Source organism: Streptomyces monashensis (assembly GCF_001866665.1).
Classification (GTDB): domain Bacteria; phylum Actinomycetota; class Actinomycetes; order Streptomycetales; family Streptomycetaceae; genus Streptomyces; species Streptomyces monashensis.
Genome location: NZ_MLYO01000035.1, coordinates 1 through 26,923 on the forward strand (window position 1 = coordinate 1; position 26,923 = coordinate 26,923).

Below are 26,923 nucleotides of genomic sequence, written 5' to 3' on the forward strand. Positions count from 1 at the left end.
CGCCGAGGTCGGCGCCAAGCTCGCCGTCATCGGCGCCCCGGGTGCCGCCCCGGCCGCCGCTCCGGCCCCGGCCGCCCCGGCCCCCGCCGCCGCTGCCCCGGCCGCTCCGGCCCCGGCTCCGGCCGCCCCCGCGGCTCCGGCGCCCGCCCCGGCGCCCGCGCCCGCCGCTCCGGCTCCGGCGCCCGCCCCGGTCGCCGCCGCCCCGGCCCCGGTGGCCCCGGCCGCCCCGGCCCCGGTCACCCCGGCCCCCGCCGCTCCCGCTCCGGCCGCCGCCCAGGCGACGGACGAGGGCGCGTACGTCACCCCGCTGGTGCGCAAGCTCGCCGCCGAGAACGGCGTCGACCTGGGTGCCGTCAAGGGCACCGGCGTCGGCGGCCGTATCCGCAAGCAGGACGTCATCGCCGCCGCCGAGGCCGCGAAGGCCGCCGCCGCTGCTCCGGCCCCCGTGGCCGCCGCTGTGACTGCCGGAGGCCATGCCGCCAGGAAGGCCCCGGCGCTGGAGGTCTCCCCCCTGCGCGGCCAGACCGTCAAGATGCCCCGCATCCGCAAGGTCATCGGCGACAACATGGTCAAGGCGCTGCACGAGCAGGCCCAGCTGTCCTCGGTCGTCGAGGTCGACGTGACCCGCCTGATGCGCCTGCGCGCCCAGGCCAAGGACTCGTTCGCGGCCCGTGAGGGCGTCAAGCTCTCCCCGATGCCGTTCTTCGTCAAGGCCGCCGCCCAGGCGCTGAAGGCCCACCCGGTCATCAACGCCCGGATCAACGAGGCCGAGGGCACCATCACCTACTTCGACACCGAGAACATCGGTATCGCGGTGGACTCCGAGAAGGGCCTGATGACCCCGGTCATCAAGGGCGCCGGTGACCTCAACATCGCCGGTATCTCCAAGGCCACGGCCGACCTGGCCGGCAAGGTGCGCGCCAACAAGATCACCCCGGACGAGCTGTCCGGCGCGACCTTCACCATCTCCAACACCGGCTCGCGCGGCGCGCTGTTCGACACGATCATCGTGCCGCCGAACCAGGTCGCGATCCTCGGCATCGGTGCCACGGTCAAGCGTCCGGCCGTCATCGAGACCGAGGAGGGCACGGTCATCGGCGTCCGCGACATGACCTACCTGACCCTCTCCTACGACCACCGTCTGGTCGACGGCGCCGACGCGGCCCGTTACCTGACGGCCGTCAAGGCGATCCTGGAGGCGGGCGAGTTCGAGGTCGAGCTGGGCCTCTGATCTCCCTGATCAGGCCGTACGACAGAGCCCCCGCCCGGAGTTCCTCTCCGGGCGGGGGCTCTGCTCGTGCCCGGAGGCCGCCGCTGTGAGGGGCCACCGCCACGAGAGGCGTGCCGCCACCAGCGCGGGGCGGGTGCGCCAGGTGTGCCGCGGAGACACGGCGCGGGACGCGCTCGGCTTCTCCTCGGTGTCGTCGGCGGGACGGCCGAGGCAGACGCGCAGGATCGGGTCCGGGGTCAGCGCCACGGTCGGAGCACTGTCTGCGCAGGTAGACGGACGGGGAAGCCGGCGTGCACGGGATCTCGTCGGCGAGCCCGTCCTCGGCCGCCAGCTCCTTCTTCCGGCCCGGCGCGTCTCCCCCCGGCTCCGTTCGGCCTCGGCCGACCGCCGCGTCCTTTCGGTCTCGGCCCGATCGAAGACCGATCCGAGAGGGGCAGCGTTCACCGATCGGCCACGCGCCCCAACTCCCCCGACACACAACGGCGTTGGCATTCCGCCCGGGAGCACCGCGCGGACGAGGCGGAATGCTTCCGTGCCGGTCGGGCATCACTCTGTAACAGGTATCACCTGTGGCGGAAGCGGCCGTGCCCCTTCTGTCCGGGGCCACGGTCGTATTGTCTAAGAGTCCCGCCGACCCGCCGGGTCCGCACCGCCGAGGAGCCTCCATGACCGCGCCCGTCGTCCACTCGCTGCGCGAACAGATCCGCGAGCACATCGTGGAGGGAATCGTGAGCGGGCGCTGGCAGCCGGGCGAGCGCATCGTGGAGCGCCGTATCGCCACCGAGCTGGAGGTCAGCCAGACCCCGGTCCGCGAGGCCCTGCGCGAGCTGGAATCGCTGCGACTGATCGAGTCGGCGCCGAACAAGGGCGTCCGGGTCCGCAATCTGACCGCGGCCGACCTGGAGGAGAGCTACCCGGTCCGGGCCGGGCTGGAGGCCATCGCGGCGGAGCTGGCGGCCGACCGCCTCGCCGAGGACTGCTCGGCCCTGGAGCCGCACGTCCTGGCCCTGTACGAGGCCGACCGCGACGCCGACGGCACCGCCCAGGTCCGCCACACGGTCGGCTTCCACCGCGAGCTGGTCCGCGCGGCGGACAACTCGGTGCTGCTGCACACCTGGGAGGGCCTCGGCATCGAGGTCTTCACGGCGCTGTCCATCCGCTGGCTGGGCACGGTCCAGCAGTCGTACGCCGAGGAGCACGAGGAGCTGGTGCAGGCCTTCAAGCGCCGGGATCCGCGGATCGCGGAGCTGGTGAAGGCCCACGTCCTCGGCTGCGCCCCGCGCCCCTGAGGGTGTCGTGACGACACTCCCGACCCACCATGGCACCGGCGAGCAGAGCCCCGCTCAAACGTAGCGCCACCTGCGAGAACATGGCTCAGAACCGACACTCGGTGCCCTGATCGAAGGCACCGCGTGCCGACTTTCTCGCAATCGAGAAGTTTTGCCCCTCAACCCTTTGATCGATCATCGATCAGGGAGTTACAGTCGCCGACGGACTTCCACCGAAGTCCTCGCCCTGTCCTGCCAAAGACCAAGGGCACCCCCGAACCCTTTACCGATGAGGGAACCCCCTTCGACTGAGGAAGGCGGCGACATGACCGACCCCAACGCCATCCAGCCGAGCGCGCTCGACCAGCTCCCCGACCGCGATCCGGAGGAGACCGCCGAATGGCAGGCCTCCCTGGACGCCGTCGCCCAGCAGGCCGGGCCGCACCGCGCCGCGTACCTGATGCGCCGGACGCTGGAGCGTGCCGAGGCGGGCGGCGTCGCGCTGCCGAAGCTCCTCGAGACGGACTACGTCAACACCATCCCCACCTCCGCGGAGCCGGGCCTGCCCGGTGACCCGGAGCTGGAGGCCCGCATCACCGCCTGGAACCGCTGGAACGCGGCCGCCATGGTGACCCGCGGCTCGAAGCACGGTGTGGGCGGCCACATCGCCACCTTCGCGTCGGCCGCGTGGCTGTACGAGACCGGCTTCAACCACTTCTTCAAGGGCAAGGAGGGCGACGGCTCCGGCGACCAGCTGTACATTCAGGGCCACGCCTCCCCCGGCATCTACGCCCGCGCCTTCCTCGACGGCCGCCTGACCGAGGCGCACCTCGACAATTTCCGCCAGGAGGCCGGCGGCAACGGCCTGCCGTCGTACCCGCACCCGCGCCGGCTGCCCTGGCTGTGGGAGTTCCCGACGGTGTCGATGGGCCTCGGCCCGCTCTCCGCGATCTACCAGGCGCGCTTCAACCGCTACCTGACCAACCGCGGCATCAAGGACGTCTCCGCCTCGCACGTGTGGGCGTTCCTCGGCGACGGCGAGATGGACGAGCCGGAGTCGACGGCCGCACTCGCGCTCGCCTCCCGCGAGGGCCTGGACAACCTGACCTTCGTCATCAACTGCAACCTGCAGCGCCTCGACGGCCCGGTCCGCGCCAACTTCAAGATCGTGCAGGAGCTTGAGGCCCAGTTCCGTGGCGCCGGCTGGAACGTCGTCAAGACGCTGTGGGGCTCCGCCTGGGACGAGCTGTTCGCCCTCGACACGACGGGCGCGCTGGTACGCCGCCTGCGTGAGGTGCCGGACGCGCAGGTCCAGACGTACCAGACCCGCGACGCCGCCTACATCCGCGCCGACTTCTTCGGCAAGGACCCGGCCCTCGCCGAGATGGCGAAGCTGCTGAGCGACGACAAGATCCTTGAGTGTTTCCACCTCTCCCGTGGTGGTCACGAGGCCCGCAAGGTCTACGCCGCGTACAAGGCCGCCGTCGAGCACAAGGGCGCGCCGACCGTGATCCTGGCCCAGACGGTCAAGGGCCACACCCTGGGCGACGGCTTCGCGTCGAAGAACGCCAACCACCAGATGAAGAAGCTGACGGTGGACGAGTTCAAGACGATGCGCGACCTTCTTGAACTGCCCATCTCGGACAGCCAGTTCGTCGACGGCGCGGTCCCCTACGGCCACCCGGGCGCCGACTCCCCCGAGGTCCGCTACCTCCAGGAGCGCCGCGCGGCCCTCGGCGGCCCGGCCCCGGCCCGCCGTACGCACGCCCTCGCCCCGCTGCCCGCCCCCGCCGAGAAGGCCTTCGCCTCCTTCGACAAGGGCTCCGGCTCGCAGAACGTGGCCACCACGATGGCCTTCGTCCGCCTGGTCAAGGACCTGGTCCGCGACAAGGAGACGGGCCGGCGCTGGGTGCCGATCGTCCCCGACGAGGCGCGCACCTTCGGCATGGAGTCGCTCTTCCCCTCCCTCGGGATCTACTCCCCCAAGGGCCAGACGTACGAGCCGGTCGACCGCGACCAGCTGATGTACTACAAGGAGGCCACGAACGGCCAGATCCTCAACGAGGGGATCACCGAGGCCGGTTCGATGGCCGACTTCATCGCCGCTTCGTCGTCGTACGCGACGCACGGCGAGGCGATGATCCCCTTCTACATCTTCTACTCGATGTTCGGCTGGCAGCGCACGGCCGACCAGATGTGGCAGCTCGGCGACCAGCTCGGCCGCGGCTTCCTCGTGGGCGCCACGGCGGGCCGTACGACCCTGACGGGCGAGGGCCTGCAGCACGCCGACGGCCACTCCCCGGTGATCGCGGCGACGAACCCCGCCGCCCTCTCCTACGACCCGGCGTTCGCCTACGAGATCGCGGTGATCGTCCGCGAGGGTCTGCGCCGGATGTACGGCGAGGCCAAGCCGGGCGAGGACCAGAACGTCTTCTACTACCTGACGGTCTACAACGAGCCGCTGCCGCAGCCCGCGAAGCCGCAGGGTCTCGGCATCGACGAGGGCATCGTCAAGGGTCTGTACCGCTTCAGCACGGCGGAGTCCGCGGGTCTGTCCCCGGCCGCCAACGCCGCGCGCATCCAGCTGCTGGGCTCGGGCACGGCGATCCACTGGGCCGTCGAGGCGCAGAAGCTGCTCGCCGAGGAGTGGGGTGTCGCGGCCGACGTCTGGTCGGCGACCTCCTGGACGGAGCTGCGCCGGGACGCCATGGAGGCCGACGCGGCCCTCCTGCGCGGCGAGGAGCGCGTGCCCTACGTCCGCCAGGCGCTGCAGGGCGCCGAGGGCCCGGTGCTGGCCGTCTCCGACTACATGCGCCAGGTCCCGGACCAGATCGCGCAGTGGGTGGAGCAGGACTACTCCTCGCTGGGCGCCGACGGCTTCGGCCTGTCGGACACCCGCGACGCGGCCCGCCGCCACTTCGGCGTCGACGCCCAGTCGATCGTCGTCGCGGCCCTGGCCCAGCTCGCCCGCCGCGGCGAGGTCAAGGCCACGGCGGTCAAGGAGGCCCGGGAGAAGTACGGCCTCTGAGCGGACCTGAGGTCCTGAGAAGGGGTACGGCGTCCTGCCGTACCCCTTCTCTTGTCAGTGCCTCCCGGCATGATGAGGAGATGCGCGCCGCCCGGCTCATCAAGATGGTGCTCCTCCTCCAGTCCCGGCCCGTCATGACCGCGGCCGAGCTGGCGCAGGAGCTGGAGGTGTCGGAGCGGACGGTCACGCGGGACGCGCAGGCCCTGTCGGAGGCGGGAGTGCCGGTGTACGCCGACCGGGGGCGGGCCGGCGGCTATCGGCTGGTCGGCGGGTACCGCACGCGGCTGACGGGGCTGGCCCGGAGCGAGGCCGAGGCGCTGTTCCTGAGCGGGGTACCGGGGGCGCTGCGGGAGATGGGCCTCGAGGACGCCGCCTCCGCCGCCCGGTTGAAGGTCTCGGCCGCCCTGCTGCCCTCGCTGCGGGACGCCCCGGACAGCGCGGCCCGGCGCTTCCACCTGGACGCGCCGGCCTGGTTCCGCGAGCCGGAGACACCCGCACTGCTGCCGGTGGTGGCCGAGGCGGTGTGGGCCGACCGCCGGGTCCACGCGCTCTACCGGCGCGGCGAGAACACGGTCGAGCGCCACCTGGACCCGTACGGCCTCGTGCTGAAGGCCGGGGTCTGGTACCTGTGCGCGCGGATCGCCGACGGCACGGGGGCCTTCCGGACGTACCGGCTCGACCGGTTCGACGCCGTGGAGGCCCTGGACGAGGGATTCGAGCGGGACTCCGGTTTCGATCTGCCCGGGTACTGGGCCGGGCAGGCCGAGCGGTTCGCGCGGTCGATCCTGCGTGCCGAGGTCGTCGTACGGCTGTCCCCGGAGGGGGTGCGGCGGCTGCGGTACGCCGTCGATCCGGCGGCCGCGCGTGAGGCGCTCGGCGGCGGGGGCGAGCCGGACGGCGAGGGCTGGGTGACGGTGACCGTCCCGGTGGAGTCCGAGGAGGTGGCGTACGCGCAGCTGACGGCGCTCGGCGCGGAGGCCGAGGTGGTGGCGCCGGCGCCCCTGCGGGAGCGGTTCGCGGCGGACGCGGCCCGGCTCGCCGCACGGTACGGCCGCGGCGGTGCCGGATAACGATCCGCGTACTCCGGCGCACTCCGCGTGCGTCGCACGGGCCGAGGCCCGATGCTGGTGCCGTGATGGACGAGACGGAGTTCTGGGAGCTGATCGACACCAGCCGCGAGGGCGCCGGGGGCGACGCCGAGGAGCAGGCCGACCTGCTCGTGGACCGGCTGCTCCAGCTGGAGCCGGACCTGGTGCTGGACTTCGCCCGTCACTTCGAGGCCCGCTACAACCGCGCCTACCGCTGGGACCTGTGGGGCGCCGCGTGGGTGCTGCTGGGCGGGGCCAGCGACGACGCTTTCGACTTCTTCCGGTGCTGGCTGATCGGCCAGGGCCGGGAGGTCTTCGAGGGCGGGCTGCACGACCCGGACGCGCTGGCCGACCTGCTGGGCGAGTTCGACGAGGAGATCGACGGCGACGGCGAGGAGCTGGGCTACGCCGCGGACGAGGCGTACGAGCAGCTGACCGGCACGGTCGCGCCCGAGCTGGGCATCGCCCCGGCGCCCGCCGAGCCCGAGGGCACGTCGATCGACTTCGAGAACGAAGCTGTCCTGGCGGAGCGCTACCCCAAACTCTGGGATCGTTTCAAGGGCTGATTCGTGCCCTGAATTCGACCGAAAACATTCCATCCTGGCCCGTAGAAGATCTCCACGGCCCCACGATCCCCCCTGACCTGGGGCTTCAGCCGTTCCTTCCTTATCTTGCGCCCCACAGGACACACCGTCAGAAAGCGCGCGCACGGGGCGTGTTCCGCGTTCGGTGTGCGCCGGAGGTAGGCTGAGCGCATTCCACAGGGCAGCCAGGTAGCAGGCCGCCCGGAAGCAGGTTGCCACCTGGCAGATCGCCACCTGGCAGACACTCTCCGGGCCTTCTGCCGGTGGCGGCTCGAAGTCACCCTCGACAAAGAATCGGGACCGCGAGGAGATGACATCGATAGATCCGGCTCTGGAGCGCCGCAGGGTGCGGTTCGCCCTGCGCGCCTTCCGCAATGACGCGCGCATGAGCCAGCCCGAGGTGGCCGAGCACCTCGACTGGTCGCCCTCCAAGGTCATCCGGATCGAGGGCGGCTCCGTCGGGGTGTCCGTGACCGACCTGCGCGCCCTCCTCGATCTCTACGGCGTCACGGACGCCACGATCCGCCGTGACCTGGAGCAGGCCACCCGGGAGAGCCGGCGCCCGCCGTGGTGGCACCGGTTCCGGGACGTGGTGAGCCCGCCGTTCGCGGTGTTCCTCGGACTGGAGGGCGCGGCGAGCGAACTGTCCGCCTTCGACCCGACGCTCGTCCCCGGCCTCCTCCAGACCGAGGCGTACACCCGCGCGCTGCTGAGCAAGCTGCCGCCCGAGCGGACCGACGCGATCGTACGGCTGCGGGCCGAGCGGCAGCGCCGGCTGCTGCGCGAGACGGCGGCCGAACCCCGGCTGCGGTTCCTGCTCGACGAGGCGGCACTGCGCCGCGCGGTCGGCGGGGCGGCCACGATGCGCGAGCAGCTGGGGCGCCTGAAGTCCGACGCCGCGCTGGCGCACGTGGAGCTGAGCGTCGTGCCCTTCGCCCGGGGCGCGTACCCGGTGCTGCGCGAGGGTTCGATCGCGCTGACCTTCCAGAGCGGCGACGACGTGCTGTTCGTGGAGGGCCCGAACGGCGCGCTGACCACGCGTGACGACCAGACCGCGGTCGACGAGTTCCTGACGAAGTTCGAGGCGTCCCGCAAGGAGGCGGTCTCCGGGGACGAGGCGATCGCGTTCATCGACGAGGTGCTGGGCCAGTACCCGTCCTAGCAGTTCCGACCGGACTGGAGACAGTCGGGCAGAGATCGGAGAGGGCCCGTGGCGGGTGTGCTCACCTGGATACGGCAGTGGCGGGCGGGCAACGGCGCCCCCCGCCCCGGCACCCGTGTGCCGGATCCCGCTTCGCCCCCGGCCGGGCAGCCGCAGCCGGGGACCACCGGGCAGCCGGCGCCCCGGGCCGACGAGGCCGGCGGCCGGGCACAGGCCTCGGATCCGGGCGCCGCGGAGCCCGAACCGCCCTCGGCGGACCCGGAGCCGACCGACCCGCCGGCGCCGATCGTGCCGACCGCGGTCATCACCGCGGGCGCGGCCGCCGGCGGTGCCCCGGCCGGCCCCCGGCGTGGCATCGACATCCCCACGCCCCGGGAGGTCCTGCCGGACCGGCCGCCCACGCCCGGCGACCTGGTGATGTTTCTGCAGACCGCGGTCCTCGGCTCCAACGCCGCGCTGCTGAGGTTCCTCTGCGCCCTGCTGGGCCTCGGCTTGGTGTTCCTGCTGGTGTACGGCGGCTCGCTGCTGGTCGCCGTCGTCATCCAGGCACTGGTGCACTCGTTCGCGCCGCACGCCACTCCGTCGCTGGGCACGCTGGAGCGCAGCGGGTGGATCCTCGGCGGGACCGGCACGGCCGTCTTCGGCGGTCTGCGAATACGCCGGTGGTTCAGGAACCGGCCGCAGGACCCCGTCAGCCGCCCGGCCGGAACCACTCCGTCAGCTGCGGAAAGCGACGAGTCGCGGCCGTAGTCCCGCGGTCGAGCAGCACCCCGGCGACGACCGCCGTCAACGCGCCGGACAGGGCCCACACCCAGGGGCGCAGCGTCCCTGTCACCGCGAGCGAGAGCAGGACGCCGATCAGCGTGGCCGCGCCGCCGGAGATCACGAAGACGACGGCGATCAGCGGGAGCAGCGGCAGGAGCGCTCTGCCACGGGGCCGGGTCGCGCGCACGACCGCGAGCGGCGTCTCAGCGGATTCCCCCATCTCGCCCCCACGTAACTGATCATGCGGCTGATCACGTAGCTGAAATGGACTCTGGCCGTGCTGCGGATGTCGTCTCAGCGCTGGGCCCAATCGAACCACAGCCACCCCCCGTCGCCGCTCTCCACCCCGCCCCATGGCCGGAAGTCGCTTGTCATCGAAGCTCCTTCGGCGCCGTCGGCACCGTCGACTCCGTCGGCGCCATCCGGGTTCTACCGCATAACGCGCCCAGGAATGCCCGCCAGGCCGGCCCCGCGAAGGCGACGCCGTGCGTGTCGGGGCGATGGGACTCACGTACGCGAACTCCCCCGCCCGTCACGGCGACCTCCACACACTCGTACGGGTCGCAGGCACTGCTCCGGTGCCAGTCGAGCCCGAGCAGATCCCCCTCGCCCACCGCTGACTACCCCTCACCATGCGGTCGGAAAAGACCGGTCGGTGCAAGGCCGCCCATGCCTGGAAACCCCCGTATTTCCCGCTTTCGCCGGTCCGCACGCACCGTATCGCACACGTGCGGACGCCCGCAGGAGGACGGCGGGAGTGGCCAGTGCACGGCACGAACCGAACCGCCGGTCACACACTCCTGCCCCACTTTTGCCCTGAAAGGGTAGGCTCCCCAGCCCTGTTGCGCCAAGTTGCAATCAAGCCCGATCCGGGCCCTACTTCCTTGTCGCGCAAGGGACTTGGGGATCTCGCGGGCCGGGCCGGGCCGTGCCGGGCGGCGCGGCGTCGGCCCCGTCCTGCTGTCGTGGCCGACCGCAGGACGCGGGGCTCGGAGGAAGCCTGCGCGGCGCCTAGGGGGTCCTTGTGGCCGGCGTCCGGGACGCGGCGGGTGCGTGAGCCGGGGCGGGCGTGCGGGACGCGGCGGGTGTGTGAGGTGCGGCCGGCCGGTGGGCCGCGGCGGGGACGTCCACCGGGATCGAGGTGCGGGGCGGGATCGGCGGGGCGACGGGGCGGCCCTGGAGGCGGGCGGCCTGCCGGCGGATCTCGGGGAGGCGGGCGCTGAGCTCGGCGCCGGGGCAGCTGGTCATGTAGCCGGCGTCGTGGCCGGCGAGGACGGGCAGGGTGGCGGTGGTGCCGGCCCGGTAGCGGCTGTGACTGCTGCTGGAGAGCAGCCGGATGGTGGCGCGCGGGTCGATCCCGGCGAGGCCGAGCTTCCAGGCGGCCAGGGCGGCGATGGCGTCGGTCATGGCGCGGGGCACCGGGGCGCCGGCGGTGAAGGTGCCGAGGGCGGCGATGCCGGCGGTGCGGTGGTTGAAGCCCAGGGTGTGCGCGCCGGTGACGGGCCGGTCGACGCCTCCGGCGCGGCCCTCGTAGATGGTGCCGCAGCGGTCGACGACGAAGTTGTAGCCGAGGTCGTCCCACTTGCGGTCGCCGCGCTGGCCGGCGTACAGGTGCCGGATGATGGCGGGCGCGTCCGCGCAGTCGTAGTTGCTCGGCGAGTCGGTGTGGTGCAGGAAGACGGCGACCACCTTGTCGTCGTAGCGCGGGGGCGGCTGCGGGCCGGCGTCGGGACCCAGCCAGGCGGACCGCGGCACGATGGCCGGCCGGGCGGCGCGGTAGGCGGTCATGGCCGGTCCCGCCCCGTGCCGCTCGGCGCGCACGGTGGCGGGCCCTTCCACGCCGCGGACGAACAGCACGAGCGCCAGCAGGGCGCAGACGCCGGGCAGACATCCGATCAGCACCAGCACCGGCCCGGAGACCCGCGCCCCAGGTCCCCGCCGCCGTACCCCGTCCGGCTCAACGGGCCCGGTCGGCCGGCCCGGCGGTTCCGGCGGCCCGTACCCCCCCTGCGCCTGCGGTGTTCCGGGTCGTGTCGGCGAGCTTCTGAACAATCTCGCCGGCGGCCTTGTCGGCAACCATCTCGACGATCTTCGCAGCGACCGGCTCAGCGGTCTTCGGACTACGCGCATGGTCCCACTCTCACGGGGACACGCCACGCCCGCGATGTGCGCTGTGCCACCCGGTGGAACCATCGTCCTGGTCCGGGACGTTTCTGGGGGTACACACATACGTGGCCGGTTCGCCGCGCGGCGGCCGTCCAGGTGTGGGTGACTGATCACCGGGCCCGTCCCGTCCGTACTGAGGGGTCCGAGAGAAAGGCGGCTCCGTGGACCTGCTCGACCTGGTGCTTGTGCTCGTGATCTTCGTCTACGCGGTGTCCGGCTACCGCCGCGGGCTGGTGGCCGGCTGCGTCTCGCTGGCGGGGTTCGTCGGCGGCGCCGTCCTCGGCGTGTGGGTGCTGCCATGGGTCGCGGGCCTGGTGGCGCGCGGTACGGCGGAGGCGACGGTCCTCGCGGTGATGACGGTGCTGGTGCCGGCGGTGGTGGGGCACGAGCTGGCGGGCCGGCTGGCGCTGCGGCTGCGCGGGGAGCTGGACCGCGGCCCGCTGCGGGTGGCGGACGGGATAGGCGGTGCGGCGGCCAACTCGGTCGCGGTGCTGATCGTGGCCTGGGTGGCGGCGAGCGTGCTGGGCGCGGCCCCGTCACAGGCGCTGACGACGGCGATACGGAACTCGACGCTGCTCGGCGCGGTGCAGCAGGCGATGCCGCAGACGACGCCCATGTGGTTCTCGCGGGCGACCTCGGCGCTGACCGAGGCGGGTTTCCCGCAGGTCTTCAACCCGTTCGAGAACGAGTCGACGGCCCAGGTGGCCCGGCCCTCCGGCGACAGCGTGACCCCGGCCGCGACCAGCGCGGCGAGGCTGAGCACCGTGAAGATCGAGGGCGTCTCGGGCAACGAGGGCCGGGAGGGCAGCGGCTTCGTCTTCGCCGCAGAGCATGTGATGACCAACGCGCACGTGGTGGCGGGCATCGACCACCCGAGCGTGCGGATCGGCGGGGTCGGGCGGTCGTACGACGCGAGAGTGGTGCTCTTCGACCCCGACCGGGACGTGGCCGTGCTGTACGTGCCGGGCCTGCGCGCGCCGGTACTGCGCTTCGACACGAACGCGGCGCGCGGGGACTCGGCGGTGGTCGCGGGCTATCCGCAGGACGGCAGCCTGAACCTCCAGGCGGCGACGGTGGCGAGCCGGGTGAACGCGACCGGGCAGAACATCTACAACGACCGCACGGTCACCCGGGACATCTACTCGATCCGCTCCACGGTCCGCCCGGGCAACTCCGGCGGCCCGCTGCTGACCACGGACGGCAGGGTGTTCGGCGTGGTCTTCGCCCGCTCCACCTCGGACGCCGAGACGGGGTACGCGCTGACGGCGGCCGAGGTGGCGGACGCCGCCCGGCGCGCGGCCACGGCGACGATCCCGGTGGGCACGGGCCAGCTGGTCAGCTCCTAGGGGTGTCCGTCACAGCGTGCGGCCCATGAGCACGTCGTCGACGTAGGCGCCGTCGAGGAGGAACTCCTGCGGCTGCACGCCCTCGACGGCGAACCCCTCGGACGCGTAGAGCGCGCGGGCCGGGGCGTTGTGCCCGAGCACGCGCAGGCTCAGCCGGCGCGCCCCGCGGCGGCGTGCCTCCGCGACGGCGGCCCGGACCAGCGCCCGCCCGAGGCCCTGCCCGCGCGCCTCGTCGGCGACGGCGAGGCCCTGGATCTGCAGGACGTGCGCGTTGGAGGCGAGCGGCGTCGGGCGGGCCAGGCGGATGTAGCCGACGATCCGCCCGTCGGCCTCGGCGACCAGGTAGTCCCGCGGGAGGTGGCGCTCGTCGAAGAACGGCGGCTGCGGCGGGGGCGAGACGGCGTGCAGGGTGGACCAGGTGGCGCGGTCGAGGAGGGCGAGGCCCTCCTCGTCACCGGCCACGGCGATGCGTATGTTCGGCTGCTTGTGCGGCTCCGGCATGGCGATCACCCTACGGCGGGCGCCCGGAAGCGCCCCAGGGGGTTTTCCCGCGGGCATGCTGGGGTCCATGGAGGCACAGGAACGTATGCGGATCGCGGTGGCGGGCGCGTCCGGGCTCATCGGCAGTGCGCTGGCCCGGTCCCTGACGGCGGACGGGCACGAGGTCGTCCGGCTGGTGCGCCGGGCGGCCGCGGGGCCGGACGAGGTCTGCTGGGACCCCGAGGGGCGGTCCGTCGAAACGACCGCCGCGGGACTGACGGGCTGTACGGCCGTGGTCAATCTGGCGGGGGCCGGGATCGGCGACCGGCGCTGGACGCCGCAGTACAAGCGGCTGCTGCGGGACAGCCGGGTGCTGGGCACGGCCACGCTGGCGGAGGCGGTGGCGGCGCTGCCCGAGCCGCCGCGGGTCTTCGTCAGCGGCAGCGCGATCGGCATCTACGGCGACACCGGCGACCGGGTGGTGGACGAGGAGGCGCCGCCGGGTGACGGGTTCCTGCCCGGACTGTGCGTGGAGTGGGAGGAGGCGGCGGCGCCCGCGCAGGAGGCGGGGGTGCGGACGGTGTTCGCGCGGACGGGCCTGGTGGTGGCGCGCGGCGGCGGGGCCTGGGGGCGGCTGTTCCCGCTGTTCCGGGCGGGGCTCGGCGGGCGGCTGGGCGACGGGCGGCAGTACTGGTCGTACATCGCGCTGCACGACGAGGTCGCGGCGATCCGGCATCTCATCGACCACGAGGGTCTGTCCGGGCCCTTCAACCTGACCGCGCCGCGGCCACTGACGAACCGTGAGATCACGGCCGCGATGTCCCGTGTGCTGCGCCGCCCCGCCCCGTTCGCGGTTCCGGCGCCGGTGCTGCGGGCGGTGCTGGGCGAGCTGGCCGGGGATGTGCTGGGCAGCCAACGGGTGGTGCCGAAGCGGTTGTTGGCGTCGGGGTTCACGTTCGCGTTCCCCGGGGTCGAGGAGGCGATCCGCGCGGCGGAGTGAACCGGCCATGGGAGACCGGCGAACGCATGTGACCGTATGCGACCTCCATGCGACCGTGCCCTGTTCATGCGCGACTGTTTACGACCGATCACGGCCCTAACCTCGACCCGAACTCGGGTATCCCCGGAGCCTGTTGGGGGCATGACGTCTCCACCGGCCGCGCAACCACAGGAGGGGCCTCGTGCTTGAGCCCGCGTACCAGGTGGACGTCGTCATCGTGGGAGCCGGTATCGCCGGTCTCTCGGCGGCTCATCGGCTCACCAGCGCAGGAGTAACGACCGCAGTCCTGGAGGCCGCCCCTTACGTGGGCGGCCGTATGTCGACCGAGAAGGTCGACGGCTTCCGGCTCGACCGCATCGGACAGCTGCTCTCCACGTCCTATCCCGAACTCCGCATGACCCCGGGCCTGGACTCCCTGGTCCTGCGCACCTTCGCGCCCGGCGTCCTGCTGCACCGCGACGGCCGCACCCAGCGCGCGGGCGCGCCAGCGGCCGGAGGGAGCGCAAGGGGCGCACTCCATGCCGTACGCGCCCTCGCAAGCGCCCCCAGGGGTGCGGCGGCCGCCCCGGGCCGGACCGGCGCGCCGGTGGGTGGCGCGGTGGACCAGGCCCGGCTGGGCGTCGCCCTCGGCCGGATCGCCACCACCCCCGTCGAGCGCATCCTGGCCCGCCCCGAGATGCCCGCCGCCCAGGCCCTCGCCCGGCGCGGGGTCCCGGCGCGCACCGTCGAGGGCTTCCTGCGGCCCCTGCTGGCGACGCTCCTGTGCGACCCCGGGCTGACCACCTCCAGCCGGTGCGCCGACCTCGCGCTGCGCGCCTTCGCGAGCGGGCGGCTGTGTGTGCCGGAGGGCGGCGCGGACGTGCTGCCGGAGCTGCTGGCACGCGCGCTGCCGCCGGGCACCGTGCACACCGGGGTGCGGGTGACCTCGGTGTGCACCACCTCGGTGACCACGGCCGAGCACGGGGAGATCCGCTGCCGTGCGGTGCTGCTGGCGACGGACGCGCGGGCCGCCGCGGAGTTGCTGCCGGGCCTGCGGGTGCCGGACTTCCATCCGGTCACCGTCGTCCACCACACCACCGACGACGCGGTGGCCGGCTTCGCCACCGGCACCTCGCTGCTGCTGGACGCCGACCGGGGCGGGCCGGTGGCGCACACGGCGGTGCTCAGCAACGTGGACCCGAGCCGGGCACCGGTCGGCCGCGCCCTGATCTCCTCGACGGTCCTCGGCCGCCCGCCGGAGAGCGTGGACACCGCCGTCCGCATCCACCTCTCCCGGCTCTACGGCACCTCGACGCGCCGCTGGGAGACGCTGGCCGTGCACCACACGCCGGAGGCCGTCCCGGCGATGCGCCCACCCCACGACCTGCGCCGCCCGGTACGCCTCCTGGCGGGCCTGTACGTCTGCGGCGACCACCGCGACACCAGCACGGTCCAGGGCGCGCTGCACTCGGCCCACCGGGCGGCGGGAGCGATCCTCGCGGACCTGGGCGCGGCGGGCTCGATCCACAGCGCGGACCCGGCGCCGACGTTGCCGAAGGCGGCGTAGCCGGGAAGCACTCAGCTCAGTGCGGCCACCTTCTCCCGGTACCCCCTCGCCGGCGCCGCGTCCCGGTACGGCTCCAGCCGCCGCTCGAAGTCCCGCACGTACTCGATCGCGCGAGCGGACCTCATCTCGGCGGCCGCGCCGGCCGCTTCGGCGGCCAGCGCGCACGCCTGGTCGAGTTCGCCGAGGCCCAGGCGGGCCGTGGCGAGCACGATGCGGCAGAACAGCCGGCTGCGGGCGAAGGAGGGCGCGCGCAGCTGGAGGGAGCGTTCGGCGTGCTGGGCGGCGGCCCGGAACTGCTGAAGGTCCCGGTGGCAGTGCCCGAACTCGTCCGCGAGCTGGGCCTCGTCGAAGAACGTGGCCCAGTACGGCACGTCGTCCCCGGGCCGGGCCGCCTCCAGGGCGCGTTCGGCCCGGACCAGCGCCGCGGTGCACGCCCGCACCTCGCCCAGCACGCCGTGCGCCCGCGCCTCGGAGGCGTGCAGCAGCGCCTGCACGACCGGCGGTGCGCCGGTGCCGACCCCCTGCTGGGCCACCCGGGCCAGCTGCACGGCCTCCCTGCCGTGCCCGAGGTAGACGGCCTGGCGGCTCATGGTGACCAGGACGTAGGAGCCGTACGACCGGTCGCCGGCCGCCTGCGCGAGCCGCAGCGCCTGCACGAAGTAGCGCTGGGCGAGGCCGTGCGCCGCGATGTCGTACGACGTCCAGCCCGCGAGGCGGGTCAGGTCGGCGGCGGCGCCGAACAGCCGGCGGCCGGTCTGCTCGTCGTAGGTGCCGCGGAGCATCGGCTCGCACTCGTGCTCCAGATAGCGCACGAGGGCCTGGCGGGCGTGGCCGCCGCCGAAGCGGTCGTCGAGGGTGCGGAACAGCTCGCCCACCGAGCGGAGCGCGGCGATGTCGCCGCTGCTGACCTTGTGCCCGGGGACGCGCTCGGCGTGCCCGCGGGAGCGGGGCGGGGCGAGCGGCTGGGGCTTGGCGAGGCCCGCCCGGGCCTGCGCGGGCACCCGGGGCGCGGGTTCCCGGGCCACCTTGTCGTCGGCCTTGCCGATCAGCCAGTCCCGGCTGGGCACGACGAGCCCGGCCGGGGTGAAGGCGATCTTGCGCAGCTCGGCATGGCTGCCGGAGTCCTTGCGCCACAGCCCGCTGACGATGTCGACGGCCTCCTCCGGGGTGGCCGCGAACTCCAGCCCGGCGTACACCGGGGCGCACGCGTCCAGGCCGAGGTCCTGGGCCGTGAGCCGGCGTCCGAGCCGACGGGTGAACACCTCGGCGATCAGAGCGGGGGTGGTACCCCTGGGCTGCTGTCCGCGCAGCCAGCGGGTGACCGAGGTCTTGTCGTATCTGAGGTCCAGCCCGTGCTCCAGGCCGAGCTGGTCGACGCGACGGGCCAGACCCGCGTTGGAGAACCCCGCTTCTGCGATGAGCGCGGCGAGTTGGCGGTTGGGGGTGCGCTGCGCGGGTCGGTCCGTCATCTGCGGTGCGGTCTCCTGCCTTCCGGGCTGACGCAGTGCCCGGATTGCCGTTGAGCAGCCCTTATGGCCTCGTGAACGGCGCGAATGTAGCGGAGAGTGAGGGTGCGATCACACCTTCCGCCATCCATTCATCCGATCGTGTGAGAAACGCCCGTAGGGCTGACGTACTCCGGTCGGACGTACAGTGGCGTGGGCGCGATACGCGCCTGACACCGGTTGCCCGGTCGATTGCCCGGTCGCTGAGGGAGGCGCTTGCCGTGAGTGAGTTGGGGTTCGTCCGCATGGGGTTCGGCGCGGACGCCGTCGAGTACCAGGAGGCCTGGGACGAGCAGCGCCGGGTGCACGCGGCCCGGTTCGCCGACGAGGTCCCGGACACCGTTCTGCTCCTCGAACATCCTCCCGTCTACACGGCGGGCCGCCGCACCGCGCCCGAGGAGCGCCCGCTGGACGGCACCCCCGTGGTCGACGTGGACCGCGGCGGCAAGATCACCTGGCACGGACCGGGCCAGCTCGTCGGCTACCCGATCCAGAAGCTGCCCCGCCCGGTGGACGTGGTCGCGCATCTGCGCCGCCTCGAGGACGCGATGATCGCGGTGTGCGCCGAGTTCGGCGTCGAGACCTCCCGGGTCGAGGGCCGCGCCGGTGTCTGGGTGCTCGGCGACCCGGTGGAGCGGCGCCCGGCGCTCGGCGGGCTCACGCTCGACTTCGACCCGCGCGCGAACGACCCCGAGTTCGACCCCCGGCTCAACGGCCCCGAGTACGCGCCCTCGAACGCGGGCCAGCGTCGTGAGGACCGCAAGATCTGCGCCATGGGCATCCGCGTCGCCAAGGGCGTCACGATGCACGGCTTCGCCCTGAACGTGAACCCGGACACCTCGAACTTCGACAAGATCATCCCGTGCGGCATCCGCGACGCGGGCGTGACCTCCCTCTCGTACGAGCTCGGCCGCGAGGTGACCATCGACGAGGTGCTGCCGGTCGCCGAGAGGCATCTGCAGGACGTCCTCGGGAACGCGGACCTGAGGCCCCGGGTGATCGAGAAGGCCTCCGCCTGACTCTGGGAATGCGCCCTGCGGCAGCGGGGTTGGCTCCAGCGGCAGGGCGCATTTTGTACGGGCGTACCCTGGTGTGCGCCGAGGAATCAAAGCTTAGGGAGCCGGTCGTGTCCGCAGTCGCACCCGACGGACGCAAGATGCTGCGCCTGGAGGTCCGCAACAGCCAGACCCCCATCGAGCGCAAGCCCGAGTGGATCAAGACCCGGGCGAAAATGGGTCCCGAGTACACGAAGATGCAGAACCTCGTGAAGAGCGAGGGCCTGCACACGGTCTGCCAGGAAGCCGGCTGCCCGAACATCTACGAGTGCTGGGAGGACCGCGAGGCGACCTTCCTCATCGGCGGCGACCAGTGCACCCGGCGCTGCGACTTCTGCCAGATCGACACCGGCAAGCCGGAGGCGCTCGACCGCGACGAGCCGCGCCGCGTCGGCGAGTCCGTGGTCACGATGGATCTGAACTACGCCACCATCACCGGCGTCGCCCGCGACGACCTGGAGGACGGCGGCGCCTGGCTGTACGCCGAGACCGTGCGCCAGATCCACCGGCAGACGGCGGACCGCGAGGCCGGCCGCACGAAGGTCGAGCTGCTGGCCCCCGACTTCAACGCGGTCCCGGAGCAGCTGGCCGAGGTCTTCGAGTCCCGCCCCGAGGTGTTCGCGCACAACGTCGAGACGGTGCCGCGGATCTTCAAGCGGATCCGCCCCGGCTTCCGCTACGAGCGCTCCCTGAAGGTCATCACCGACGCCCGCGACGTCGGCCTGGTCACCAAGTCGAACCTGATCCTCGGCATGGGCGAGACCCGCGAGGAGATCAGCGAGGCGCTGCGGCAGCTGCACGACGCCGGTTGCGAGCTGGTCACCATTACCCAGTACCTGCGCCCCTCCGTCCGGCACCACCCCGTCGAGCGCTGGGTCAAGCCGCAGGAGTTCGTGGAGCTGAAGGAGGAGGCCGAGCAGATCGGCTTCTCCGGTGTGATGTCGGGTCCGCTGGTGCGCTCCTCGTACCGGGCCGGGCGGCTGTACCAGATGGCCGTCGAGAAGCGTGGGAGTTACATCGCCTCCCAGGCTGTGTGAATTCACGCACAAGCAATTACCGGCCAGTAATGGCCGAGTCGACGCGGCCCTGACCGTCCTCGCTGATGAGGGCGTTCATCAGGGCCGCGTCAGCTTTTGGGGGTACCGCATCAAGGTTTCATTGGCGTTTGACCGGTCGGTCACGCCCTGGTAACACCAAACAGTGACTCTGGTATCACGCCCCGTACACCACCCGCCGCTCCGAGGGGGGACCTCGAACATGCAGGCCGCGCCCGTCCGCGCCACCGCCATCCCGTCCTTCACCGATGCTCTCCGCGCCGTCGAGCACCTGCTCATGAGCGGCGGTCAGCGCACCGCCCGCCGCAATGCCTGGACCTCCGTGCTGGAGGACCGCCGCCGCGCCAAGGACCGCGTCGAGGCGCAGCGCGTCCTGGAGCAGGCCGCCGGCCGCCCCTGACCGCCCCTCCCCCGGGCACTGCCGTCGTCGGCACTCCCCGGGCCACGTAGACTTCGTGCCATGGCGAGGAAGGAAACCGCGGCGGACGCCGCGAACGCAGGGCGACTGAAGCAGATCGCTCTCACATACAAGATGACCCGTAAGGCCGACAAGAAGATCGGTCTTGTGCTCGGGGCTGTCGGAATCGGCATTCTCGCCGTCTTCCTCGCGATCGGCTTCCTGCTCGGCCATCCCGTCTACCTGGGCATCTTCGGCCTGCTGATCGCTCTGCTGGCGACCGCGATCGTGTTCGGCCGCCGGGCCGAGCGTGCCGCCTTCGGCCAGATGGAGGGCCAGCCGGGCGCCGCGGCCGCCGTGCTGGACAACATCGGCCGGGGCTGGACGACGACCCCGGCGGTGGCGATGAACCGCAGCCAGGACGTGGTGCACCGCGCGGTCGGCAAGGCCGGCATCGTGCTGGTCGCCGAGGGCAACCCGAACCGGGTGAAGAGCCTGCTGGCCGCCGAGAAGAAGAAGATGAACCGCATCGTGGCGGACGTGCCGGTGCACGACGTCATCGTCGGCAACGGCGAGGGCCTGGTCGAGCTGAAGAAGCTGCGGACGACCATGCTGAAGTTCCCGCGCGTGCTGACCGGCCCCCAGGTGACGGCCACCACCGACCGGCTGCGCGCCATGGGCGACCTGATGAGCAACATGCCGGTGCCGAAGGGCCCCATGCCCAAGGGCATGCGCATGCCGAAGGGCCGCTGAGCCTCGTAGCAGCTAGTTCAGCGAGCGGAACTCCCGCTCGCAGTACACCATCGGCGACCCCTCGCCCAGCCGCACTCCCGTTACCCGGCCGATCAGGATCGTGTGATCCCCGGCCGGGTAACGCGCGTATGCGGCACAGTCCAGCTGTACGGGCGCCTGGTACACCGTCGGCAGCCCGGTGGGACTCGGCTTGAGCACCGGGTCGGCGAACTTGTCCGCCCCCTTGGTGGCGAAGCGCAGCGCCAGATGCTGGTGTTCCGGGGCCAGCACGCTCACCGCGAAGTGCTCGCAGCGCGCGAAGACCAGCGCCGAGTCGGCCGTGTCCGACAGGCACACCAGCACCAGCGGGGGTTCCAGGGAGACCGAGCAGAAGGAACTGGCCGTGAAACCGCGGGGGGTGCCGTCCTCGCAGTGGGCGGTCACCACCACCACGCCCGACGGAAAGCGTGCCATGGCGTCCCGGAAGTCCTCGGGGGTCACCTCGGCCGCCATCACATCCTGGCTATCGGTCATTGCGTGCACCACCTGTCCCGCGACGTCGGTCCGACGACCGTCCGTGTCCGGGCGGTCACGACCACGGTCACGACTATGCCGCCGGGCAGGGGGTGGGGCAACCGGACCACGGCCGGGCGCGGGCGGTGCGCCCGGCGCCGCTCAGACGCGTACTTCGACCGTCTTCGCCAGCCGGTCGTGCAGACCGCGGCCGTCGCGGTCCCAGACCAGGGCCGGGATCGCGAGGCACAGCAGGATCGTGCGGAGCAGGGCGCGGGCCGGGCTGACCGTGCCGGTCTCCAGGGCCACGACGCGGAGGCCGAACAGGCGCTTGCCCGGGGTGAAGCCGATCGTGCCGACGGTCAGGGCGCTCAGGACGAAGAAGACACCGAGGGCCCAGTTGCTGGTCGCCTGGCTGTAGCCGTTGGTGATCAGGCCGTATGCGATCAGGACGCTCATCGCCCAGTCCACGGCGAGGGCGCCGAGGCGCCGCCCGGGCCGGGCGATCGAGTTCGGCCCGTCCTGCGGGAGACCGAGCTGTTCACCCCGGTAGCCGAAGTCCGCGCCGGCTTCTTCCATGGCCTCGCGGGGCCCGGAGAGCCATGATCCGATTGCCTGCCTGTTGTCCACCCGTCAACGGTACTGCGCCCGGCTGCGAGCCCTGTGCCGAGGGGTGTGTCGGGGCTACGGTGGACAGGTGGCCGGTTAACTTCTGCGAAACAAACGGGTCACGCCCGAGAAATCACCCGTCCCTAGGGTCGAGACCAGCGTGTGCCACCGCACTGGCCGCACGAACGATCTACCACCCCGGCGAGGACGGTCGGGAGTAGGAGGAGCTGGATGTTCCAGAACGCCGACGAGGCCAAGAAGTTCATCGCGGACGAGGACGTCAAGTTCGTCGACGTCCGCTTCTGCGACCTGCCGGGCGTCATGCAGCACTTCACGGTGCCCGTCGAGGCGTTCGACCCCGACGAGGAGCTGGCCTTCGACGGATCGTCGATCCGTGGCTTCCAGGCCATCCACGAGTCCGACATGGCGCTGCGCGCCGACCTGTCCACGGCCCGGATCGACCCGTTCCGCCGGGACAAGACCCTCAACGTCAACTTCTTCATCCACGACCCGATCACGGGCGAGCAGTACTCCCGTGACCCGCGCAACGTGGCGAAGAAGGCCGAGGCGTACCTCGCGTCGACCGGCATCGCGGACACCGCGTACTTCGGCCCCGAGGCCGAGTTCTACGTCTTCGACAGCGTGCGCTTCGCCACCTCGGCGAACGAGTCGTTCTACCACATCGACTCCGAGGCGGGCGCCTGGAACACCGGCGCCGTCGAGAACAACCGTGGCTACAAGGTCCGCTACAAGGGCGGCTACTTCCCGGTCCCGCCGGTCGACCACTTCGCCGACCTGCGCGCCGAGATCTCCCTGGAGCTGGACCGGCAGGGTCTGAAGGTCGAGCGCCAGCACCACGAGGTGGGCACCGCCGGCCAGGCCGAGATCAACTACAAGTTCAACACGCTGCTCGCCGCCGCCGACGACCTCCAGCTCTTCAAGTACATCGTGAAGAACGTCGCCTGGCGCAACGGCAAGACCGCGACCTTCATGCCGAAGCCGATCTTCGGCGACAACGGCTCGGGCATGCACGTGCACCAGTCGCTGTGGAGCAACGGCGACCCGCTGTTCTACGACGAGGCCGGTTACGCGGGCCTGTCGGACACCGCCCGCTACTACATCGGCGGCATCCTCAAGCACGCCCCGTCGCTGCTGGCCTTCACCAACCCGACGGTGAACTCGTACCACCGTCTGGTGCCGGGCTTCGAGGCGCCGATCAACCTGGTGTACTCGCAGCGCAACCGCTCCGCGGCCATGCGCATCCCGATCACGGGTTCCAACCCGAAGGCCAAGCGCGTCGAGTTCCGCGCGCCCGACTCCTCCGGCAACCCGTACCTGGCCTTCTCCGCCCTGCTCCTCGCGGGCCTGGACGGCATCAAGAACAAGATCGAGCCGGCCGAGCCGATCGACAAGGACCTGTACGAGCTGGCTCCCGAGGAGCACGCGAACGTCGCCCAGGTCCCGACCTCCCTCCCGGCCGTCCTCGACTCGCTGGAGGCCGACCACGAGTTCCTCCTCCAGGGCGACGTGTTCACGCCGGACCTGATCGAGACGTGGATCGACCTCAAGCGCACCAACGAGATCGCGCCGCTCCAGCTGCGTCCGCACCCGCACGAGTTCGAGCTGTACTTCGACGTGTGACAGACGGATCCCCCGGGATCAGCAGGCCCCTCGGCTCGTGCCGGGGGGCCTCGCTCATGTCCGGCCCGGGGTCGTACCGCCGGCCGCGTCGCTGACCTGAGCGCAACCTTTTCCGCTTCCCAGGCTTCCTGCTTTCGGGGGATCATCCCTCCTGACCCTTGACGGACGAGAGAGGTTGAACGGGGATGTCGCAACAGGACGACGACTGGGAGCGGGAGTTCGATCACCGGTGGGCGGAGTCCGCCGAGCACAAGGAGCCCTCGGCCCGGGCGCGGATGCTCGCCGCCCGCTGGAAGGAGAACCCGCCGGACCCGGCGCCCTTCCGCGCCGACCCGGACCCGGTGCCGCGCCGGGCGTCATGGGCGTCGACGGCCGTGGTGGTCGGCTGTGTGGTCGCGGTGATGGCGCTGATCGCGCTCGTGCAGTTCAGCTCCTCCTCCTAGGGGACGGGCTCACTCCGCGTACCGGGAGGGGTGCTCACAGGCAGCTTTTTGCTGCGTCTGGGGTCGTTCGGAACCACTTCATGGCATGCGACAGGTGCACACTGGACAGCGGGACGAGTGCGTGACTGCGGGGTGATGCAAGATGCAGAGCCGGTTCCGGAGCGACCGACGGCTGGCCGTGCGCATGGGACTCACGATGTTCCTGCTCGGGCTGCTGTACGTGGGCTTCGTCGCGGCATTGATCGTGCTGCTGAGGTCCTGGGTGCTGGTCGTCGTCGTGGTCGGGGCGATGTTCGTGGCCCAGTTCTGGTTCTCCGACAAGATCGCCATGTTCGCGATGCACGGTCGGGTCGTGGAGCGCGAGGAGTATCCCGAGTTGCACGCGGTCGTGGACCGGCTGTGTGCGATCGCGGACATGCCCAAGCCGGTCGTCGCCGTGTCCGAGATGGACATGCCGAACGCGTTCGCGACCGGGCGGAACCCCGATCACGCGGTGGTCTGCGTGACGACGGGCCTGCTGCGGCGGCTGGAGCCCGCCGAGCTGGAGGGCGTGCTGGCGCACGAGCTGTCGCACGTCGCGCACAAGGACGTCGCCGTGATCACGATCGCGTCCTTCCTCGGGGTGCTGGCCGGCCTGATCGTCCGGTTCGCCCTCTATTCGGGCCTCTTCGGGGGCCGCCGGGACCAGAACACGGCGGCCGTCATGGCCGGCGTGCTGGCCGTGTCGGCGGCGGTGTACGCGATCAGCTTCCTGTTGATCCGGGCGCTGTCGCGGTACCGGGAGCTGGCGGCGGACCGTGCCGCCGCGCATCTCACCGGCCGCCCCTCGGCCCTCGCCTCGGCGCTCACCAAGGTCTCGGGGGACATCGCCCGGATCCCGACCAAGGATCTGCGCACGGCGCAGGCGTTCAACGCGTTCTACTTCACCCCGGCGAAGGGCAAGGAGCCGGGCCTGGAGCGGCTCTTCTCCACCCACCCGACCCTGGAGCAGCGCCTGGACCAGCTGGGCCGGATCTCGGCGGAGCTGGGCGAGGCCGCCACTCCCGGGAAGGCGGGCTGAGCATTGGGGCTGCTGGACATCCTGCTGGGCCGTACGAAACCGGTCGCGCCCGATCTGGATCAGCTCTTCGCGCTGCCGTCGGCGGCCGTGACCCTTGAGGCCGCGGCCGGTTTCACACCCACCGGGGGCGGGGCGGTGTGCTTCGCCACGGTGGAGGGGGCGGCCTTCGAGCAGACCCACCGGGAGGTGCAGGCGCTGCTGGACGCGGATACCGACCGCACGGGGCCGCCGGTGAAGCTGGAACGGGACACCTACGGCTACTCGTGGCTGGTGTCCGAGCGGACCCCGGAGCAGCTGGTACAGCTGGTCAACGATCTGCACGCGGTGAACAGCGCGATGGAGGTCAACGGCTTCGGCCCACAGCTGCTGTGCTCGCTGGCCGCGTTCCGGGACGGCGCCGGCCGCAGGCTGGCGCTGGTCTACCTCTACAAACGGGGCACGTTCTACCCCTTCGCTCCCGTCTCCGGCGGCGGGGAGCGGCGGGACAGCGCGCTGGAACTCCAGGTGAAGGCGGCCCTCGCGAACGACCTGCGCATCGAGCAGGATCTGAGCCGCTGGTTCCCGGTGTGGGGCGCCCCCGGTCTGTGACCGGGGACGCCGTCGCTCACCTGCTCTTCTGCTGCTCCTGCCGGCGGGTCTCGAACGGCCGCTCCCGGCGGTAGCGCCGCTCCCACCTGGCCTGCCGGTCCCGGCGGTCGCGGTAGGCGCGGTAGCTGTCGGGCGGGGGCGGGGTGCCCGCCCCGGCGGGCGGTGGCGGGCCGGGCGCTCCGCGTCCGTGTCTCGCGAGCGTCGCGTACAGGTAGAGCAGCGCGACGGCGGCCAGCCACCAGAGATGGTCTCCGAATCCGAGGATCACCAGGACGAGGGTCCCGGTCGCGATGATGCCACGCATGACGGACCTCCGTGGGGTGAGTGTGGCGGGGGTGGGGTGTGTCGGCTTCGCGCCGTTTGTTCAGGGTAGGGAGCCGACGAGCATGCCCGCACCCCGTTTTCGGTCCGTCGCTCCTCGCGCCTCGAACTCCCGGGTGTGAAGCACCGGTTGAGCCTGCGGCTCCCGGGGCATCCCGCGCACCGGCGGACGAGCGGGAGCGGGTTGGCGGCGGCGGCCGCGGCGTGAGCACGCACCGGGTGCCCGCCGATGTGCGGGACACCCGGTGCGCGGTCGTGTACGGCGGTCTCAGCGGTTGTAGCGCATGAACGCCCGGACCATGTGGCAGGTCGTGTCGGACGGTGGGCGCATGCCGATGTCCTGCGCCGTGGCGCGGATCGTGGCGTCGGAGGCCTGGGAAGGGAGGTAGACGCCGGAGTCGAGCAGGGCTATGGCGAGGCGCATGGCCTTCAGCCGGCGGTTGTGCGTGACGTACCACGCACGCGGCCGTCCGGCCGGCAGCGGGCGCTTCGTCACGGGCTGGACGGGCGAGTCGAACAGCACGGGGTGCTGGGCGGTGGACTGGGTCCGGGACGGCTTCGGCCTCAGGGCGGCAGCGGGCACAGGCATCCTCCTGTCGCGGTCAGGGCGCCTGCCGGACAGTCCGGCGACACCCTCGAACACTGCCTCCAGTTTACTGCCGGGCACTGACATCGAGGGAGTCCGCGGAGACGGGCAAACATCCAGGTGAACAAGGGAATTGCCGTCGTGTCACCTACGGTCTCCACGATGCGCGTGAGGCGGAAGAAATTCGAACAGAGGGGACCGGGACACCGCGGCGGGGCCGCACCGGCCGGTGCTGGACCGGCTCCTGCCCCTGGGCCGCGTACCGTGTCCCGCATGGAAATCTGGATCAACCCGGCCTGCTCCAAGTGCCGCAGCGCCATCAGCCTGCTCGACGCCGAGGGGGCCGAGTACACCGTCCGGCGTTACCTGGACGACGTACCCGGCGCCGACGAGATCAGGGCCGTGCTCGACCGGCTGAACCTCGAACCGTGGGACATCACCCGTACCCAGGAGGCCGACGCCAAGGAACTGGGGCTCAAGGACTGGGCGAAGGACGCGAGCACGCGCGAGCGGTGGATCACCGCCCTCGCCGAGCACCCCCGGCTCATCCAGCGCCCGATCATCACCGCCGACGACGGAACGGCCCTGGTGGCCCGCACCGAGGACGCCGTACGCGAGGCCCTCTCCCGCAACAAGGGCTGAGCCGGCACCACATCCCGTGTGGCGCAGGTCACTTCAGTGACTCCCGTGGTCGCTGAGTCACCTCGTTCGGTATCTCGTACCTAGCGACGTACGCTCCCCTACCTCTTCAGGA

At 72.0% G+C, this 26,923-nt stretch carries 29 protein-coding genes; 19 read left to right on the top strand and 10 right to left on the bottom strand.

Features of this window, described 5'->3' with window-relative positions; genetic code table 11:
- Nucleotides 1–1,231, top strand: a 1,231-nt coding sequence (gene sucB, locus BIV23_RS21185; protein WP_071382490.1) for a 2-oxoglutarate dehydrogenase, E2 component, dihydrolipoamide succinyltransferase, incomplete at its 5' end; no start/stop codon positions are given.
- Nucleotides 1,232–1,240: 9 nt separating this feature from the next.
- On the opposite strand, the gene BIV23_RS49675 is transcribed toward sucB, so the two are convergent.
- Nucleotides 1,241–1,477, bottom strand: coding sequence for a hypothetical protein (locus BIV23_RS49675; RefSeq protein WP_143079096.1), 237 nt, complete (start codon nucleotides 1,475–1,477; stop codon nucleotides 1,241–1,243).
- A gap of 419 nt (nucleotides 1,478–1,896) precedes the next feature.
- Here BIV23_RS49675 and BIV23_RS21190 point away from each other — a divergent pair, with 419 nt between their 5' ends.
- The 6 genes from BIV23_RS21190 (at nucleotide 1,897) to BIV23_RS21215 (ending at nucleotide 9,111) form a co-directional block, all read left to right on the top strand.
- Entirely contained in the window at nucleotides 1,897–2,520 is a 624-nt protein-coding gene (locus tag BIV23_RS21190) for a GntR family transcriptional regulator (RefSeq protein ID WP_071382491.1), read from the top strand.
- 304 nt (nucleotides 2,521–2,824) lie between these two features.
- The gene (gene aceE, locus BIV23_RS21195; protein WP_071382492.1) at nucleotides 2,825–5,527 is read left to right on the top strand and encodes a pyruvate dehydrogenase (acetyl-transferring), homodimeric type; all 2,703 of its coding nucleotides are present in this window, start codon (nucleotides 2,825–2,827) and stop codon (nucleotides 5,525–5,527) included.
- An 80-nt stretch (nucleotides 5,528–5,607) separates the two neighbouring features.
- The gene (locus BIV23_RS21200) at nucleotides 5,608–6,597 is read left to right on the top strand and encodes a helix-turn-helix transcriptional regulator (protein ID WP_071382493.1); all 990 of its coding nucleotides are present in this window, start codon (nucleotides 5,608–5,610) and stop codon (nucleotides 6,595–6,597) included.
- 65 nt (nucleotides 6,598–6,662) lie between these two features.
- The gene (locus BIV23_RS21205) at nucleotides 6,663–7,181 is read left to right on the top strand and encodes a DUF4240 domain-containing protein (RefSeq protein WP_071382494.1); all 519 of its coding nucleotides are present in this window, start codon (nucleotides 6,663–6,665) and stop codon (nucleotides 7,179–7,181) included.
- Between the two features lie 328 nt (nucleotides 7,182–7,509).
- Nucleotides 7,510–8,361, top strand: a complete 852-nt coding sequence (locus BIV23_RS21210; protein WP_071382495.1) for a helix-turn-helix domain-containing protein — start codon at nucleotides 7,510–7,512, stop codon at nucleotides 8,359–8,361.
- A 48-nt stretch (nucleotides 8,362–8,409) separates the two neighbouring features.
- Nucleotides 8,410–9,111 (top strand): hypothetical protein, encoded by a 702-nt coding sequence (locus BIV23_RS21215; protein WP_071382496.1) that lies wholly within the window; start codon nucleotides 8,410–8,412, stop codon nucleotides 9,109–9,111.
- On the opposite strand, the gene BIV23_RS21220 is transcribed toward BIV23_RS21215, so the two are convergent.
- The 3 genes from BIV23_RS21220 to BIV23_RS46505 form a co-directional block, all read right to left on the bottom strand.
- A complete protein-coding gene (locus BIV23_RS21220; protein WP_071382497.1) occupies nucleotides 9,053–9,346 on the bottom strand; it encodes a hypothetical protein in 294 nt (97 codons plus the stop codon). The genes BIV23_RS21215 and BIV23_RS21220 overlap by 59 nt on opposite strands.
- A 151-nt stretch (nucleotides 9,347–9,497) precedes the next feature.
- Nucleotides 9,498–9,740, bottom strand: a complete 243-nt coding sequence (locus tag BIV23_RS53965; protein ID WP_079173276.1) for a DUF397 domain-containing protein — start codon at nucleotides 9,738–9,740, stop codon at nucleotides 9,498–9,500.
- Nucleotides 9,741–10,137: 397 nt separating this feature from the next.
- The gene (locus BIV23_RS46505; RefSeq protein ID WP_342746373.1) at nucleotides 10,138–11,034 is read right to left on the bottom strand and encodes a peptidoglycan recognition protein family protein; all 897 of its coding nucleotides are present in this window, start codon (nucleotides 11,032–11,034) and stop codon (nucleotides 10,138–10,140) included.
- A 419-nt stretch (nucleotides 11,035–11,453) separates the two neighbouring features.
- On the opposite strand from BIV23_RS46505, the gene BIV23_RS21230 reads away from it, so the two are divergent.
- The gene (locus BIV23_RS21230; RefSeq protein ID WP_071382498.1) at nucleotides 11,454–12,638 is read left to right on the top strand and encodes a MarP family serine protease; all 1,185 of its coding nucleotides are present in this window, start codon (nucleotides 11,454–11,456) and stop codon (nucleotides 12,636–12,638) included.
- 9 nt (nucleotides 12,639–12,647) lie between these two features.
- Here the strand turns inward: BIV23_RS21230 and BIV23_RS21235 are convergent, their stop codons facing one another.
- Nucleotides 12,648–13,139, bottom strand: a complete 492-nt coding sequence (locus tag BIV23_RS21235; protein WP_177239982.1) for a GNAT family N-acetyltransferase — start codon at nucleotides 13,137–13,139, stop codon at nucleotides 12,648–12,650.
- A 67-nt stretch (nucleotides 13,140–13,206) separates the two neighbouring features.
- Here BIV23_RS21235 and BIV23_RS21240 point away from each other — a divergent pair, with 67 nt between their 5' ends.
- A complete protein-coding gene (locus tag BIV23_RS21240) occupies nucleotides 13,207–14,118 on the top strand; it encodes a TIGR01777 family oxidoreductase (protein ID WP_071382669.1) in 912 nt (303 codons plus the stop codon).
- Nucleotides 14,119–14,299: 181 nt separating this feature from the next.
- Nucleotides 14,300–15,664 carry an NAD(P)/FAD-dependent oxidoreductase gene (locus BIV23_RS21245; protein ID WP_071382500.1) on the top strand — a complete coding sequence of 455 codons (1,365 nt, stop codon included), beginning with the start codon at nucleotides 14,300–14,302 and terminating at the stop codon, nucleotides 15,662–15,664.
- An 11-nt stretch (nucleotides 15,665–15,675) separates the two neighbouring features.
- Here BIV23_RS21245 and BIV23_RS21250 read toward each other — a convergent pair whose 3' ends face one another.
- Nucleotides 15,676–17,133 carry an NsdA family TPR-like regulatory protein gene (locus BIV23_RS21250; protein ID WP_071382501.1) on the bottom strand — a complete coding sequence of 486 codons (1,458 nt, stop codon included), beginning with the start codon at nucleotides 17,131–17,133 and terminating at the stop codon, nucleotides 15,676–15,678.
- Nucleotides 17,134–17,372: 239 nt separating this feature from the next.
- On the opposite strand from BIV23_RS21250, the gene lipB reads away from it, so the two are divergent.
- The 4 genes from lipB (at nucleotide 17,373) to BIV23_RS21270 (ending at nucleotide 20,429) form a co-directional block, all read left to right on the top strand.
- Nucleotides 17,373–18,188 (top strand): lipoyl(octanoyl) transferase LipB, encoded by an 816-nt coding sequence (gene lipB, locus BIV23_RS21255; protein WP_079173289.1) that lies wholly within the window; start codon nucleotides 17,373–17,375, stop codon nucleotides 18,186–18,188.
- Between the two features lie 107 nt (nucleotides 18,189–18,295).
- Nucleotides 18,296–19,261, top strand: a complete 966-nt coding sequence (gene lipA, locus BIV23_RS21260) for a lipoyl synthase (protein WP_071382503.1) — start codon at nucleotides 18,296–18,298, stop codon at nucleotides 19,259–19,261.
- Nucleotides 19,262–19,481: 220 nt separating this feature from the next.
- Nucleotides 19,482–19,679, top strand: a complete 198-nt coding sequence (locus tag BIV23_RS21265; RefSeq protein ID WP_071370207.1) for an SCO2195 family GlnR-regulated protein — start codon at nucleotides 19,482–19,484, stop codon at nucleotides 19,677–19,679.
- 60 nt (nucleotides 19,680–19,739) lie between these two features.
- Entirely contained in the window at nucleotides 19,740–20,429 is a 690-nt protein-coding gene (locus tag BIV23_RS21270; protein WP_071382504.1) for a DUF4191 domain-containing protein, read from the top strand.
- A gap of 12 nt (nucleotides 20,430–20,441) precedes the next feature.
- On the opposite strand, the gene BIV23_RS21275 is transcribed toward BIV23_RS21270, so the two are convergent.
- Together BIV23_RS21275 and BIV23_RS21280 are read right to left on the bottom strand one after the other, a co-directional pair.
- Nucleotides 20,442–20,942 (bottom strand): flavin reductase family protein, encoded by a 501-nt coding sequence (locus BIV23_RS21275; RefSeq protein WP_071370209.1) that lies wholly within the window; start codon nucleotides 20,940–20,942, stop codon nucleotides 20,442–20,444.
- Nucleotides 20,943–21,083: 141 nt separating this feature from the next.
- Entirely contained in the window at nucleotides 21,084–21,551 is a 468-nt protein-coding gene (locus BIV23_RS21280) for an RDD family protein (protein WP_071382505.1), read from the bottom strand.
- Nucleotides 21,552–21,761: 210 nt separating this feature from the next.
- Here BIV23_RS21280 and glnA point away from each other — a divergent pair, with 210 nt between their 5' ends.
- From glnA to pspAB, 4 genes are all read left to right on the top strand, one after another.
- Entirely contained in the window at nucleotides 21,762–23,171 is a 1,410-nt protein-coding gene (glnA, locus tag BIV23_RS21285; RefSeq protein ID WP_071382506.1) for a type I glutamate--ammonia ligase, read from the top strand.
- Between the two features lie 185 nt (nucleotides 23,172–23,356).
- Nucleotides 23,357–23,614: an SCO2583/SCO2584 N-terminal domain-containing protein gene (locus BIV23_RS21290; RefSeq protein ID WP_071382507.1), complete on the top strand. Its 258-nt coding sequence runs from the start codon at nucleotides 23,357–23,359 to the stop codon at nucleotides 23,612–23,614.
- 142 nt (nucleotides 23,615–23,756) lie between these two features.
- Nucleotides 23,757–24,674 (top strand): zinc metalloprotease HtpX, encoded by a 918-nt coding sequence (htpX, locus tag BIV23_RS21295; RefSeq protein WP_071382508.1) that lies wholly within the window; start codon nucleotides 23,757–23,759, stop codon nucleotides 24,672–24,674.
- 3 nt (nucleotides 24,675–24,677) lie between these two features.
- Nucleotides 24,678–25,262, top strand: coding sequence for a PspA-associated protein PspAB (gene pspAB, locus BIV23_RS21300; RefSeq protein WP_071382509.1), 585 nt, complete (start codon nucleotides 24,678–24,680; stop codon nucleotides 25,260–25,262).
- A 16-nt stretch (nucleotides 25,263–25,278) separates the two neighbouring features.
- Here the strand turns inward: pspAB and BIV23_RS21305 are convergent, their stop codons facing one another.
- Both BIV23_RS21305 and BIV23_RS21310 read right to left on the bottom strand, forming a co-directional pair.
- Complete coding sequence (locus BIV23_RS21305) at nucleotides 25,279–25,566, bottom strand: hypothetical protein (RefSeq protein ID WP_071382510.1); 288 nt, start codon at nucleotides 25,564–25,566, stop codon at nucleotides 25,279–25,281.
- Between the two features lie 285 nt (nucleotides 25,567–25,851).
- Nucleotides 25,852–26,166, bottom strand: a complete 315-nt coding sequence (locus tag BIV23_RS21310; protein WP_071382511.1) for a hypothetical protein — start codon at nucleotides 26,164–26,166, stop codon at nucleotides 25,852–25,854.
- A 276-nt stretch (nucleotides 26,167–26,442) separates the two neighbouring features.
- Here BIV23_RS21310 and BIV23_RS21315 point away from each other — a divergent pair, with 276 nt between their 5' ends.
- A complete protein-coding gene (locus tag BIV23_RS21315) occupies nucleotides 26,443–26,811 on the top strand; it encodes an arsenate reductase family protein (protein ID WP_071382512.1) in 369 nt (122 codons plus the stop codon).
- The last annotated feature ends 112 nt before the right edge of the window (nucleotides 26,812–26,923 follow it).